Raw genomic sequence first — 13,309 nt, 5'->3', positions numbered from 1 at the left:
TCTCCTGCCGGCCGCCTCACCGGACCGGCAGGCCGTCCACCGTCCTGAAGCCCCGCATGCCCCCAGGCCCCGGACTCAGTCACGGCTGGGAGGGCGTTCACTCCGGTGATCGTTCCTGAGGCGTTCGGTGGGGTCACCGAGACGGCAGCGCGGTCTTCGCGGTCGGCAGCGGCAGGTTCGACAGTCCGGCGTCGCTGATCGGGATGGCGTGGCCCTGCGACCACTGGCAGCACTTGCCGATCCTCGACTGCGCGCAACCCGGCAGTCTTCCACCTCGCAGGCCTTGCGGCCCGGACCGATCCATGTCCGACAGGTGATACAGCGTTCACCCAGTTGTCCGCCCCTGGACGTGCCGGCGGCGGGGAACACCGACGCCGTCAGGCTGAATTGCCTCCGAGGCGATAATGACACCGGCAGCCTTTTGCGGGACGGAACGATTCAGCGTTCCCGTTCGGGGGACAAAGCGCCTATCTCCTCTTCATCGGGGCATCGCTGCTACTGACCGCACCGATACCCCGGAAGAGAGAGCACCGTGACCGTTCGCTCCATGACGGCGGCCGCCGGCGCTGCCTGCAGCGCCTTCCTCCTGCTTCTTGCCGCACCCGGCACAGCCTCCGCGGCAACCGGGCAGTTCCGCTACACCTACACCACCGCCGAGGGTTACGAAGCCGTCGGCTTCCTCAACGACCCCGCCAGCGGCACGTGCATCGACCTCCCCGCACCGGGCTCCGCCCCCGGAGCAGCCTCCAGGGCGCCCCAGAACCGCACCGACGCCACCGCCACCGTCTTCCTCGACGCCGGCTGTGAAGGCGACACCTACTACACCCTGCGCCCCGGCTCGGGCGCGTCCAGCCGCCTGCTCCTGCGCTCCGTCGTGTTCTCCTGACCGACACGCGCCCCGCACCTCAGCTCTGATCCCGTCGGGAGCAGGCGCGAAGAGACGGCCCACGACACTCGGTCCGGCCCAGCGCTGCGCGGGAGCACCGGGCCGGCCCGCGGGACAAGGCGAGCGTCTCCCGGCCGAGGAACGCTCGCGGGGCCAGCCGTCTCCCCGTGCCAGGCCGCCTGCCCGGTGTGGCCCCGCGTGGCCCGGCCCCGGTCGAGGGGGCCCCGTCTGCGTCCGGCCCCAGAGGGTAGGCGGGCGTGGTGACATCTTCCACTCCTTCCACCCCCGCCACTCCTGCGACGAACGGCGCGCCGCAGAGCGGGGCACCCCTCAAGAGGGCGCTGACGACCCCCCTGTTGTACTTCTTCATCCTCGGCGACGTCCTGGGCGCCGGTGTGTACGTCCTGGTCGGCCAGATCGCCTCGGAGTCGGGCGGCGCCGTGTGGCTGCCCCTCCTCCTGGCCCTGCTGCTGTCGCTCCTGACGGCCGCCTCGTACGCCGAACTCGCCACGAAGTACCCGAGGGCGGGCGGCGCCTCCCACTACGCGGCCCTCGCCTACGGGCCGTTCACCGGCTTCCTCGCCGGATTCTGCATGCTCGCCGCGGGCATCGTCTCCGTCGCCGCCCTGGCGCGGGGCTTCGCCGGCGACTACCTGGCCGTGTTCGTCAGCCTTCCGGTCGTGCTGGTGGCGGCCGTCTTCCTGTGCGCCCTGGCCCTGCTGAACGCCCGTGGCATCAGCGAGTCCACCCGCGCCAACGTGGCGGCGACCGTCGTCGAGGTCGGCGGCCTCCTGCTCGTCGTCGGGCTCGGGATCTGGCTGTTCCTGCGCGGCGACGGCGACCCCGGCAGGCTCGTCCACCTCGGCACCACCCACACGGGAGCCGCCGCCGGTGTGCTGGGGGGAACGGTGCTCGCGTACTACTCCTTCGTCGGCTTCGAGACCTCCGTCAACGTCGCGGAGGAGACCCGCGACCCGCGTCGCTCCTACCCGCGCGCCCTCTTCGGCGCCCTGGTGACGGCGGGAGCCGTGTACGTGTCGGTCGGTGTCGTCGCCTCGGCCGCCGTGCCCACCGCGACGCTGGCCCGCTCCAGCGGTCCGCTGCTGGAGGTGGTGAAAGAGGCGGGCGGGGTACCGCCGAAGGTGTTCGGCGCCATCGCCCTCGTCGCCGTGGCCAACGGCGCGCTGCTCACCGGCATCATGAGTTCCCGCCTGGCCTACGGCATGGCGCGGGACGGCCTCCTCCCCCGCTTCCTGACCCGGGTGCTCCCGGGCCGCCGTACTCCGTGGGCCTCGATCGCGGTCACGACCGTACTGTCCTTCCTGCTGGCTCTCACCGGTGACGTGGCGAGCCTCGCCTCCACCCTCGTGCTGCTCCTCCTCGTGGTGTTCTTCATCGTCAACACCGCGGTGCTCGTCCAGCGGCGCGACCGCTGCGACCGGTCGCACTTCCGGGCGTACACCCCTGTCCCCGTGCTGGGGGCGGCCTCCTGCGTGGCGCTCGCCACGCAGATCGAGGCAGACGTCTGGGCGCGCGGGTCGATCGTCATCGCGGTCGGCGTGGTCCTGGGGGCCGTCGCCGCCCTGCACCGCCGCCAGGCCTCGTCCTGAGCGGTGCCGGGGCCCTCCGGCCGGGGCACTCGCCCCGGCCCGCCGCTGCCGCGCGGTAGCGGGCACGGGACCTCGCACCGCGGTCACGGACGGACGGACCGGCTCGACGGGGCACAGGGCGTGGAGCGCCGCCCGGAGGCCGCGCAGCGAGGGTCTCGCCCACGGGGGCGCCCTCCGCTCCGGAATCCGGCACCGAGACCCTCAGCCGGTCGGACGGCGACACTTGTGATGTCTTCGTACGCGGAGACGGCCGTGTACCCGTGCCCACCGACCGCCAGCGCGAGCACGGGGACACGTCGGTCAGGCCCAGGACGCACCGATGGCCGCGGTCGGGGTCGAGGGCGGCCCACCGAGGCTGGCGCCTGCGGCGCGGTCACGTGGAAGAGCCGGGCGGCGGGGGCACGGGGGAAGCCCGTCGTTCGTCACATGGGGAGACCGTCCTCGCCGTACCCGGCAGGGCGGCACACCTTGTCACCTCCGCCTCCCGCTCCGACGACGTCCGCGGTAAGCGGAACAGTCGATATCCCTTGTGTTGATCGGAACGGGCGGGGAGTACGCGAACGAACCGGGGGTATTCCGAGGCGGCCATGGACCGTGACACGGGCCGGCGCGTTGACCAGGGATGCCGCCCGTCGCCGAAAGGACACCGATGCGCAGACGATTTTTCCGTGCCCGCCTGATGCTGACGCTCTCGACCCTGCTGGGCCTGTCGCTCGGCGCCGCGCCCGCGACACAGGCGGCGCCGGCGAACGAGGGCACCGCACTGCCGATCGCCTACCACTGCGATCTCGCCGTGGACCCGCTGCACAAGCAGGTGTTCATCTCCGACTACACCACGGGCAGCGTCCTGGTGGCCGACTACCAGGGCCGTCTGGTCCGCACGATCGAGAATCTGCCGGGCGTGTGCGACCTGGAACTGTCCGCCGACTCCCGCACGCTGTACGCGCCGCTGGTGCTCGGCGACGCCATCAGCGTCATCGACACCGGTACTGCCAAGGAGCGAGCACGCTACGCCACCGGTGCCGGCACCGCGCCGCGCCACGCGGCGCTGATCGGCCGGACGCTGTTCTTCGGTTACGGAGAGCAGTGGGAGGCGAGCATCGGCTCGCTCGCACTCGGCGCCTCCGCCCCGCAGGTGCGTCTGGGGCTCATCCCCGAGGGCGCCTTCAGCGGGGCGCCGCTCCTGGTCAGCTCGCCGGCTGCACCGGGGACGCTCGTCGCCGGAGACGAGAACACCTCCCCGACCCAGCTCTCGGTGTACGACGTCTCCGCAGGCAGCCCGGTGCTGCGGACGACCGTGAACGATCCCGGCGGCGCCTCCAACCTCAGCGACCTGGCCATCACCCCGGACGGCAAGACGCTGCTGACCGCGTCCGGGGCGCCGTACCACCACCCGTCGTTCCGGCTGCCGGCCCTGACCGAGGGCCACACGTATCCCAGCACGTCGTACCCCGACGCCGTCGCGGTCTCCTCGCGCGGCGACGTCGCGGCCGGGGTGCAGAGCATCGAGCCCGACCCGGACGTGTACCTGTACCGGGCCGGCGCCGACTCCCCCTACCGCACGGTGTCCCTCGCCCCCGCGACCGGTTCTGACGCCGGGTACCTGCGGCCCCATGGCCTCGCATGGACTCCGGACGGAACCCGCCTGTTCGCGATCAGCGGGCACAACGACGAGGAGAACCTGCGTCTCGTGGTCATACCGGCCGCGAACGAGGCGACGGTCGGCCAGTAGTGGTGCGCCGGGTTCTGGGCCGGCCATTGCCGTAACGAGGTCTGGGCAGGGGGTGTCCGCAGGCGGTGCGCGTACCGGTCCAGCACCTCAGCAGGTCCTGGAGAGCGTCGGAGACCTGGTGGAGGGTCGGGCCGGTGTGCGGACTCCCGGGTCGTGTCGCCCGAGGCCGAGGAATGCCCGGACGAGGCCGAGCTGGAACGGGAGGTCACCGTCCGGCGGCCGCTCGGCCATCGGCCGGATCGACTCGCGTCGGCCGTCCAGTACGAGGCCCCGCCAGGTGACACGCGCCGCACCGCCGCTGATCCCGCAGCGGCGGTGCGGCGGACACATCGGCTACGAACTCCGCTGACTCACCCCGGAGCCGTTGCACCTCCCCCAGCCCCCTACCGGAGAAGACGCCCACCACCAGGCAAGGTCACCCGACATGACGAAGCACGCCGGCTGATGCGGGCCCTCGTCGTCGAGCCGTGGCTGGAACGGTTCAGCCTGACGATGGAGGCGTTCAGCGCTGTCGCGAAGGCGCACCACGCGGCATAGGGGGCCAGGGCCCATGCCGCGGTCTTGTCGGTACGGGCGATCTGGCTGATGAGCCGGGCGTTGCTGAGATCGAGCAGGACGGTGTCCGCCAGCGCCGCTGTGGGGCTTCTCCGGGCGAAGAACAGCCGGTTCCACCCCGCGTTGAGCGTCAGGTTCACGACGAGGCCGCTGATGAGCCGGGTGCGCTGCGAAGGGGTCGTGGTCGTCCCGAGCGCATGCCCGGCGGCGTAGGCGACCGTCGCGTACAGCGGAGTCCACACAGTCCCGAACGTCCATGACGGCGGTTGCCACGATGGTTTCCGCAAGGCCCTGTACCAGGCGCTCTCCGGTTCGACAGCCGTGGCACCCGCGACGGCCGCGGTCGCCGTGGCGATCGCGGCCGCCCCATAGCGCACCCAGGGCGCGGTCCGTCGGATGGTGCCGTCGCGTTCGCCGATCAGCCTCATACCCTCACTTGTGCCCCGGCCGCGCGCCGAGTCACACCACGGCGAACCGTCTGCCGGACACCACGCCTCTTCCGGAGCGCCCGGCAGGCCTCCGAGGCCGTCGGGCAAGGAGCGGCCGACCGAAAGTGATGCGCGGTCGGGATGCGTCCGCTAAGCCCCCAGGGTCCGCGCGCGATCCAGCACTTCAGCCGGCGCCTTCGCGACGGAGCCGGTCTCGTAAGGGGGTTGCGGATCGTACTCGGTGTAGAGCTGGATCGCCTGCGCGGTCAACTCGTCGGTGAGGAGGGCGGCAAGGTGCAGGGCCATGTCGATGCCGGACGAGACCCCGGCCGATGTGATCACCCGGCCCTGACGCACCACCCGCTCGGCGGTGTAGCAGGCGCCGAACGACTCCAGTTGTGCGGCCGCGTCCCAATGGGTCGTGGCGGTCAGGCCGTTGAGCAGGCCGGCCGCGCCGAGCACCAGGGAACCCGTACAGACCGAGGTGGTGAAGCGGGTGCCCGCGTGGATCCGCCGCACCCAGTCGAGGAAGTCGGCGTCGTCCATCATGGTCTGGAAGCTGCCCCCGCCCGGGATCAGCAGCACGTCGCAGCGCTCGACGTCGGCGTATCCGGTGGCTACGTGCACCGGCAGTGAACCCAGCACGTCCTGCACGAGACCGGGTCGGGCCGTGACGAACCGCACGGTGGCGCCCGGCAGATATGCGAGGATCTCGTACGGTCCGATCGCGTCGAGCGGCTCGAACCGGTCGAAGAGCGGGATCACCATGTCCATGTGCCGCAGCATAGCCACCTCGGCCGTGCCCCGAGGCCGCGGACGTGGGAGAGGCCCGGCGCCTTCCACGTGACGTCGCCCGAGCTGACGTCGGGCGCCACCCGCTGTCCGGGTCGGTGCGTTGAAGCACGGGGTCACCGTGCGTCAGGGCCGCGCGGTGACCCGGCTCGGGCGGGCGCATGTCGTCGATGCGCGTGTCGGCGGGCGGGGGAAGAGGCGACGGCGCCCTTGACCGGGCGAAGGGCCGTCACCGTCTCGACGTCCCGCACACCGGGCAGCTCTTCATTCGCACGGAGCGGCACGCTCTGCGTGCCGCTCCGTGACGTCCCGCTACGACCCCGGCGCCACCGCCGGCTGGATGCCGATCGCGGCGCCCGTGACGCGTACCCGTGGATCGCCGGTGACCAGATCGACCTCCAACAGTGACGGACGGCCCATGTCGTGGCCCTGGTGGAGGATGAGTTTCGCATCTGCCGGGACGAGGGCCAGGTCGCGGGCGTAGGCGCCGAAAGCCGCGGCCGCGGCGCCCGTCGCGGCGTCCTCCACCACGCCGCCGACCGGGAAGGGGTCCCGGACGTGGAAGACGGTCGCTGTCTCGCGCCAGACCAGTTGCACAGTCGTCAGGTCGAGCCGTCGCATCAGCTTCAGCAGTCGGTCGAAGTCGTAGTCGAGGTCGGCCAGTCGCTCGCGGGTCGCGGCCGCGAGGACCAGGTGGCGCACGCCCGCGAAGGCGATCCTCGCAGGCAGCGCGGTGTCGAGATCGCCGGCCTGCCAGCCGAGCGCCGCCAGGGCCTCCGTCACATCGGCCGAGTCGGTGTCGTACACGTGTGGCTCGACGCTGGTGAGGGTGGCCTTCAGTACGCCGTTCTCCTCGCGGACGGCGACAGGCACATGGCCTGCGGCGGTGTGGAAGTCGAAGTCGCCCTCGCCGACGCGCTCGCCGAGCGCGACCGCGGTCGCTACGGTGGCGTGGCCGCAGAAGCCCACTTCCGCCTTGGGGCTGAAGAACCGCAGAGTGAACGAGCGACCGTTGTCCGGATCGGGCCCAGGGGTGAGGAAGGCGGTCTCCGAGTAGCCGAGTTCGGCGGCGATCGTCACCATCTCGGCGTCGCGGAGAGAAGAGGCGTCGAGGACGACCCCGGCTTTGTTGCCGCCGGCCGGGCTGGTGGTGAAGGCGGTGTAATGCAGTACCTCGGCGGTCAGGGGGCGTGCCGGATCCGTCGGGGTGGTCTTCGTCGGCTTCGTCATGGTCGGTCAACCTCTCTGTGAGGGCTTCTTGCCGGGTCACCTCGCAGGCCTGCCAGGTGACACGGTGTGTCAGTCTCTCCCCTCGCGGCGGAAGTGTCGCCTCGGCGACGGGCGGGGAGTACGAAGCAGGACTCCTGTCGCGAAGGCCGCCGCGGCGAGGCGGGCCGACAACCGCAGCCCCTCGGTGAAGTCCGACGCCGGTGCGCCGGGCGCCGCATCGAGCGAACGCCGGCCTTCCGTCCCCACCGACCCCGCACCGGACGGAGCGGGGCCGACAGGGCACCCGGGTCCGGCGCTCAGCCGGTGGCCGCCCCGAACCACGTGGGCAGCCGCCCAACCAGGTCCTCCTGGTCCTCACCGGCCCAGGCCACATAGCCGTCCGGACGCACCAGTACGGCAGGTACGTCGAGTTCCTCACTGACGGCGACGACGTGGTCGACCCGGTCCGCCCAGCCCGTCACCGAGAGTCGGCCGGTCTGGTCGAGCAGCAGCCCGCGCCCGCCGTGCATGTGCTCGTACAGGCGCCCCTCCGCCAGCTCCACGTCCCGGATCCGCCTGCCGACCAGCGGGTGCCCTTCGCCGAAGTCGTAGCGGACGGCGATGCCGACGATCTTCTCGGTCAGGTACCGGTTCACCTCGTCGAAGTCCATCAGTTCCGTGAGCAGCCGGCGCACTGCCTGCGGGCCCGGTTCGGGAGCCATCAGCTCGCTCTGCGCGCGGGTGTTGTCCAGGACATCAGCGGCCACCGGGCGTCGCTCGGTCTCGTAGCTGTCCAGCAGCCCCGCCGGAGCCCAGCCGTTGATCCCGGCGGCCAGTTTCCAGCCCAGGTTGAAGGCGTCCTGGACACCGAGGTTCAGACCCTGCCCACCCATGGGAGGGTGGACGTGAGCGGCGTCGCCGGCCAGCAGCACCCGGCCGACCCGGTAACGGTCGGCGAGCCGGGTGGCGTCGCCGAATCGGGACAGGAAGCGCGGGGAGTGCACCCCGAAGTCCGTGTCCGCGAGCTGCCGCAGCCGGTGCGCGAACTGCTCGAGGGTCGGTGCGGCCCTGCGTCCCTCGGCCACGTCCTCGGTGCGGACGACGAAGCGGTACACCCCCTCCTCGTGCGGCGCGGGACCGAACCGGAGCACTGGTGAGCCCAGTTCGGCCGCCGCGGTGCTCATCGCCTCCGGTGTGATGCCCACTTCCGTCTCGGCCAGCAGCCACTCCTTACCGGCGGGCTCGCCGGGGAAACCGATCCCGAGGAGCTTGCGCACCGTACTGCGACCACCGTCGCAGCCGACGACGTAACGGGCCCGCAGCCGCGTGCCGTCCTCCAGTTCGACGGTCACCCCGTCCCCGTCCTGGGCCAGCCCGGCCAGCGCGCGACCGCGCCGCAGTTCGGCACCGAGCCCGGTGGCGTGCTCGGCCAGCAGACGTTCGGTGAAGGTCTGCGGGATGCCGAGGACGTACGCGTGGGCAGAGTCCAGCCGAATCGGCCGCGGTTTGGGAATGCCGGCGAAGAAGCCGCCGAGCTGATACTTCCTGCCCAGCACGAGAAACCGCTCCAGCAGACCACGCTGGTCCATCATCTCGATGCTCCGGACGTGCAGGCCGAGCGCGCGCACCTGCCTGGTCGGCTCGGCCTGCTTCTCCAGCACGATCACGCTCATGCCGTGCAGCCGCAGTTCAGCGGCCAGCATCAGGCCGGTCGGGCCGCTGCCGACCACGATGACGTCAATCAACGAAACCCCCATCGAACGAGATGACTCCCAGCCGGCCGCCGCTCGTCGTCCGGCGGCGGACTCCCCGCAGAACGCACACAGACGTATCAGGCGTACACCGCGAATCCACTCTTTCCGCAGGTTCCGGCTTCGAACGGGATTCTGCGGCACGACCGGGGCCTTGCCGCAAGGCCCCCCGTGCGCTATACGTTGAGAAGGGCGAGGAGAACTTCTCCATTTCCCTGCCCTCACGCATGTCGCGCGAAGCTCGTCGAGCACGCATGACCGCCGGTGACCCGGGATATCCCGAGACCTGCTCCGCGCTGCGAGAACCTCTCGTCCCTACGCGGACGGACCAGCCTGAGCAATGCCTGCAGCAGCCGAACTCGCGTCGGCGTACGCTGTGGACCCGGCGGCGTTCGTGCAACAGTCAGGCAATATGCCCGACAAGCTCGTGCGGGACGTCAAGCGTGGCGGGACGCGGAACCAACAGCGCCTTTCGACCGCCGGTGTGCTGAGTGGCATCACCCCGCCGGCGAAGAGGGGCCTGCCTCGTCACCACACCCGCTGACCGGCTCATCTCACCCGTCGGCACAGGACGAAAGAGCTCCGCTCACCGTGTGTCCGTCACATCGAGCCATGACCACTTCGGACGGCGGTGCCGCGATTCCTGGAGTTCGAACGCCAAGGTGCCGACGTGGCCTCTGGACGTCGCGGCAACCCCTTCACGAGCGGCCGAACCTGCCCTTCTTGACGGCCCGTTCAGGCTCCAGAGCGAGCCTCATGCTCGTACTTCAGCTCGGCGATCGAGATACGCAGGAGAGCCGTCCGAGTGGTGGGTAACCGGTAGCAGTCAGGCCAGAGGAGCGAACGGGAATCACCCCCGAAAAGCTTTTCGGGGCCCTCCACGAGAACGCAGTCCTGCCGCCATACCGCCGTGACACCGGAGAGCCGGTCGTATGCGGGACGGGCGAGGTCAACGGCCGCCTCCAGCTGTACGGCATCCGGCGCGACCGCCGTGAGGACCACGTGCACGTCGGGGCTGCCCAGTGGCGTGTCCCAGTGCATTGGGCTGCTCTCGCGCACATCACCCAGCGCTGTGGCGAGGGCCGCCATGCCCTGCCGGAACTCCCAGGCGAACGTGTCCAGTGAGACGGGTGGCGCCCCCAGCGCCCGCAGGCCGCGGCAGGTGAGGGCCACACTCACCCAGGTGCTGACCGAGTCCGCCGCGGAGGCTTCCCTCCGCCCCGGTCCTACTCGGAGACGACATTGCGCCAGAAGTCGCGCAGACCGTCGTCCCCGCCGAACAGGGAGCTGAAGATGGTGGAATCCGCCAGCAGCAGATCGGCCGCGCGGTCACCGCGGGGCAGCATCCACAGGAACATGTTGAACTCCGTGTTGCCGGCCTCGGTGAACGGGCGCGGCCGGGAGGTGTCGATCGGCTGCCTGGCCAGGACCCGGACGGCGTCCGGGTCGTCGGTCGTCACGTCCTAGTGCGGCAGGTGCAGGTGGAAGTTGAAGCTCGTCACTCCCTCCAGCCAGCCCTTCGTATCCAGGTCCCGGACCGTCGACAACGGGGCGATCCGGTCGCCCTCGCGCGTGGCCGGGCGCAGCCCGTACCGGTTCATGACCGGCACCCCGAGGCCCTTCATCAGGTCCCTGAGCGAGCCGCTTGGGGTGACTTGCTTGCCCCGCAGGGCGAACGAAGCCGCGCCGCTGGGGAAGGCGTGGGGCTGGTGTCGATCACCCAGGAGACCGGCCTCCGGCCGCGCGCCCTGGCATCACCACGGATGTCCGGCTGATCGTCGCTTCGGAAGCGACGACCGATGACGTCAGTGAGTCAGGGCAACCTTGAAGAGCACTATGGCCGAGCCAAGTACCAGGTTCGCCGCTCCAGCGGTGACCACCACGAGGGCTGTGGCGCCCGCGCGCAGGGCAGCGACCGAGGCCCAGCCGATCTGCCCCACCAGCGCGACGCCCAGGCCCAGCCACGCCGCCCCTTCCGGACCCAGGCCCAGCAGTGGCGTGGCGGCGACCGCCGCGGCCGGTGGAACGGCCGCCTTGACGATCGGCCACTCGGCCATGCACACCCGCCGGACCTCCCGTCTGTCCAAGGGCACATACATGATCCGCTCCCCGAGCAACCGGGTGAGCACGTGGGCGGCCCAGAACACCACCCCGGTGCACAGGAGCAGGAGGGCCAGTTCGATCCGGGGGAAATCACCCAGAGCCCCTGCCCCGACCACCACGGAGGCGGCAAGCAGCGAGCCGTACACGGCACCCGTGTAGTCAAGACGCTCCGCACCGTCGGCGTGCGTCACGATCGGCTCCGCTGAAGAAGGCACAACTTCACGAGTCCAGTGTGATGACGTCGCAAGCGTGCCGCACGGCCAGTGCGTGTGTGAGATCCCGCTGACTCGCCATGGACGACCGGTCGGCCCGCGGAGTACGCGGTCAGGCGGAAGCGCACCGCGTCCGTGCGGCGACATGCGGGCACGGCAGGCGTGAGGGAATGAGCCCCCTCCGTGGTGGGAGAGGCAAGCGGTCGCGTTGCGAGCGGTCAGACAGCGGGGGAAGCGGCCGGCAGACGCAGGTGCCGAGGACGGCCGTGCCGGGACGGCTGCGAAGTGCTGACTTGCGGAGTGATCGCCGAGGGGGCCGGTCAGTCGGGTGCCGCGTCGGGGGTGGGGTAGCTGTGCAGGACCTGGTCCGCGCCGGTCAGGGCCAGCATGTGGCGTACGCGTTCGCTGGGCGCGATCAGTGCCAGGCGGGCGCCGGTGGTTCTGGCGGTGCGGTAGGCCGTGATCAGGCAGGTCAGACCGGTGGAGTCCAGGAACGTGACGCCGGACAGGTCCAACAGCACGCTGTGTCCGCTGGTGAGCAGCAGTGGCTGCAGGGTGTCGGCGAGGCGGTGGGCGGTGTGCAGGTCGAGGTCGCCTCGGGCCGTCACCAGGTGGCGGTCGGCGCTCAGAGGACGGACATGCAGGTACGGGGTGTGATGGTGATCGTCGGGGGCGGGCGTCTGGTCGGTGCTCATCGCGTTTCCCTCCGCGCGAGCGGCGGCTTCACGGGGTCAGCTCGTGCTGGTGACCGCCGCGCCATTCGGTGAGCAGGACGGTGGCGTCGTCGTCGAGCTTGCCGTCGTGATGTTCCATGACGGCGGCCATCAGCCGACGAAGGGTCTCGTGCAGGGTGTGCCGGCCGGAGTGGTGGCGGCGGATGAAGTCGACGAACCGGTCGCGGCCGAACTCGTTCCCGTGTCTGTCGCGGGCTTCGACGACGCCGTCCGTGTAGAGCAGCAGGCGGTCGCCCGGTTCCAGTTGCTCGGTGGCCGTGGGAATGGGCAGACCGAGGTCGGCTCCCATGGGGCCGGCCGGGGGGCAGAACAGGTCGGTGGTCCAGCGGTTGTCGCGGATCAGGATCGGCAGATGGTGGCCACGGTTGATCCACGTCAGCCGGCCGCCTTCCATGTCCAGGTCGGCGAGGATCGCGGTGACGTAGCGGCGTCCGTCGAACTGCTCGAGCAGGGCCCGCTCCACTTCCCGGCTGGTCTCGGTCAGCGTGGCGCCCTGGCGGCGGGCGTTGCGGCAGGCGGCCACGGCGACGTTGGCGGTGATCCCGGCGGTGGTGTCATGACCCATGGCGTCGAAGACGCCCACATGCAGAGTGCTGCCGGCCACGGCGTAGTCGAAGGCGTCCCCGCCGACCTGGTAGGCGGGCTCCATCACCGCACCCACGGTGGCGTCGTGCCCGGCGTAGGCGGGCGGCGGGGTCAGATTCCACTGCATCTCCGCGGCCACGTTCATCGGCTCCGTGCGCGCCAGACGCGCATAGGAATCGCTGAAGGAGCGCTTGCTCAGCAGCATCAGAGCCGCCATCGACGCCAGGTCGCTCACGGCCCGACGCGCGAGCTCGGTGTCGGTGGCGGTGTCGGCCCGCAGCACCCCCAGCCGTTCCACACCGTCGGTGACGGCCACCCACCACCGCCGCCGCGCACCCTCGCCCGCCCGGCCTCCCGCGGGATCGGGGATCACCTCCACGCGCTGGTAGGCCTGGCCGGGCAGGCTTCCCGAAACGGTGAACTCCTGCCCGCCCTCCCCGGCGTCCAGTCCCCGCCCCGTGACCTGGCGCAGCACCGTCTCCCGGACGTCCACCAGAAACAGGGCCACATCCCGCAGGCCCACCGAGGCGGCATGATCAGCGATCAACTGCGGGAGCTGCTCGAACGTGGCGGTATGGCTGGCCTGCATCAACCCCACCAGCGACACCGCACTGCTCTCCGTCACCGTCATCCATCCATTCGCCGGGCAGCCACGTACCACCCGCGCACCACTTCGGAACTCCGTCCCAGCCGCAGGCAGGTGATACCGAGT

13 protein-coding genes are annotated in these 13,309 nt (G+C 70.9%); 3 read left to right on the top strand and 10 right to left on the bottom strand.

What is annotated here, in order from left to right; translation table 11 throughout:
- The first annotated feature begins 532 nt into the window (after nucleotides 1-532).
- The 3 genes from ACH5A8_RS13885 to ACH5A8_RS13875 all read left to right on the top strand — a co-directional run bounded on the left by ACH5A8_RS13885 (nucleotide 533) and on the right by ACH5A8_RS13875 (nucleotide 4,228).
- Nucleotides 533-886: a hypothetical protein gene (locus ACH5A8_RS13885; RefSeq protein ID WP_399001395.1), complete on the top strand. Its 354-nt coding sequence runs from the start codon at nucleotides 533-535 to the stop codon at nucleotides 884-886.
- A 260-nt stretch (nucleotides 887-1,146) separates the two neighbouring features.
- Nucleotides 1,147-2,496, top strand: a complete 1,350-nt coding sequence (locus ACH5A8_RS13880) for an APC family permease (RefSeq protein ID WP_399001518.1) — start codon at nucleotides 1,147-1,149, stop codon at nucleotides 2,494-2,496.
- A gap of 649 nt (nucleotides 2,497-3,145) precedes the next feature.
- Entirely contained in the window at nucleotides 3,146-4,228 is a 1,083-nt protein-coding gene (locus ACH5A8_RS13875; RefSeq protein WP_399001393.1) for a hypothetical protein, read from the top strand.
- A 383-nt stretch (nucleotides 4,229-4,611) separates the two neighbouring features.
- On the opposite strand, the gene ACH5A8_RS13870 is transcribed toward ACH5A8_RS13875, so the two are convergent.
- The 10 genes from ACH5A8_RS13870 to ACH5A8_RS13825 form a co-directional block, all read right to left on the bottom strand.
- Nucleotides 4,612-5,211, bottom strand: coding sequence for a TspO/MBR family protein (locus tag ACH5A8_RS13870; RefSeq protein WP_399001392.1), 600 nt, complete (start codon nucleotides 5,209-5,211; stop codon nucleotides 4,612-4,614).
- Between the two features lie 150 nt (nucleotides 5,212-5,361).
- Entirely contained in the window at nucleotides 5,362-5,985 is a 624-nt protein-coding gene (locus tag ACH5A8_RS13865; protein ID WP_399001390.1) for a DJ-1/PfpI family protein, read from the bottom strand.
- A 330-nt stretch (nucleotides 5,986-6,315) separates the two neighbouring features.
- Nucleotides 6,316-7,233 carry a PhzF family phenazine biosynthesis protein gene (locus ACH5A8_RS13860; RefSeq protein WP_399001388.1) on the bottom strand — a complete coding sequence of 306 codons (918 nt, stop codon included), beginning with the start codon at nucleotides 7,231-7,233 and terminating at the stop codon, nucleotides 6,316-6,318.
- 296 nt (nucleotides 7,234-7,529) lie between these two features.
- Nucleotides 7,530-8,957, bottom strand: a complete 1,428-nt coding sequence (gene rox, locus ACH5A8_RS13855) for a rifampin monooxygenase (RefSeq protein WP_399001386.1) — start codon at nucleotides 8,955-8,957, stop codon at nucleotides 7,530-7,532.
- Nucleotides 8,958-9,698: 741 nt separating this feature from the next.
- Complete coding sequence (locus ACH5A8_RS13850; RefSeq protein WP_399001384.1) at nucleotides 9,699-10,142, bottom strand: hypothetical protein; 444 nt, start codon at nucleotides 10,140-10,142, stop codon at nucleotides 9,699-9,701.
- Nucleotides 10,143-10,189: 47 nt separating this feature from the next.
- Nucleotides 10,190-10,423: a hypothetical protein gene (locus ACH5A8_RS13845; protein ID WP_399001382.1), complete on the bottom strand. Its 234-nt coding sequence runs from the start codon at nucleotides 10,421-10,423 to the stop codon at nucleotides 10,190-10,192.
- A 3-nt stretch (nucleotides 10,424-10,426) separates the two neighbouring features.
- Complete coding sequence (locus tag ACH5A8_RS13840) at nucleotides 10,427-10,564, bottom strand: hypothetical protein (RefSeq protein WP_399001380.1); 138 nt, start codon at nucleotides 10,562-10,564, stop codon at nucleotides 10,427-10,429.
- 204 nt (nucleotides 10,565-10,768) lie between these two features.
- Nucleotides 10,769-11,257 carry a hypothetical protein gene (locus ACH5A8_RS13835; RefSeq protein ID WP_399001378.1) on the bottom strand — a complete coding sequence of 163 codons (489 nt, stop codon included), beginning with the start codon at nucleotides 11,255-11,257 and terminating at the stop codon, nucleotides 10,769-10,771.
- 341 nt (nucleotides 11,258-11,598) lie between these two features.
- On the bottom strand, nucleotides 11,599-11,973 hold the full coding sequence (locus ACH5A8_RS13830; RefSeq protein ID WP_399001376.1) for an STAS domain-containing protein: 375 nt from the start codon (nucleotides 11,971-11,973) through the stop codon (nucleotides 11,599-11,601).
- 28 nt (nucleotides 11,974-12,001) lie between these two features.
- The gene (locus ACH5A8_RS13825) at nucleotides 12,002-13,228 is read right to left on the bottom strand and encodes a PP2C family protein-serine/threonine phosphatase (protein WP_399001374.1); all 1,227 of its coding nucleotides are present in this window, start codon (nucleotides 13,226-13,228) and stop codon (nucleotides 12,002-12,004) included.
- Nucleotides 13,229-13,309 lie beyond the last annotated feature (81 nt).

The sequence above is a fragment of the Streptomyces sp. NPDC018610 genome, from assembly GCF_044391765.1.
Taxonomy (GTDB): domain Bacteria; phylum Actinomycetota; class Actinomycetes; order Streptomycetales; family Streptomycetaceae; genus Streptomyces.
This window is presented reverse-complemented; position numbering and strand designations above follow the sequence as displayed.

Bases quoted from the DNA above. Each gene is read 5' to 3' on its own strand.
- ACH5A8_RS13875 (WP_399001393.1), top strand. From the start codon at position 3,146: ATGCGCAGACGATTTTTCCGTGCCCGCCTGATGCTGACGCTCTCGACC.
- ACH5A8_RS13870 (WP_399001392.1), bottom strand. From the start codon at position 5,211: ATGAGGCTGATCGGCGAACGCGACGGCACCATCCGACGGACCGCGCCC.
- ACH5A8_RS13865 (WP_399001390.1), bottom strand. From the start codon at position 5,985: ATGGACATGGTGATCCCGCTCTTCGACCGGTTCGAGCCGCTCGACGCG.
- ACH5A8_RS13860 (WP_399001388.1), bottom strand. From the start codon at position 7,233: ATGACGAAGCCGACGAAGACCACCCCGACGGATCCGGCACGCCCCCTG.
- ACH5A8_RS13840 (WP_399001380.1), bottom strand. From the start codon at position 10,564: ATGAACCGGTACGGGCTGCGCCCGGCCACGCGCGAGGGCGACCGGATC.
- ACH5A8_RS13830 (WP_399001376.1), bottom strand. From the start codon at position 11,973: ATGAGCACCGACCAGACGCCCGCCCCCGACGATCACCATCACACCCCG.
- ACH5A8_RS13825 (WP_399001374.1), bottom strand. From the start codon at position 13,228: ATGACGGTGACGGAGAGCAGTGCGGTGTCGCTGGTGGGGTTGATGCAG.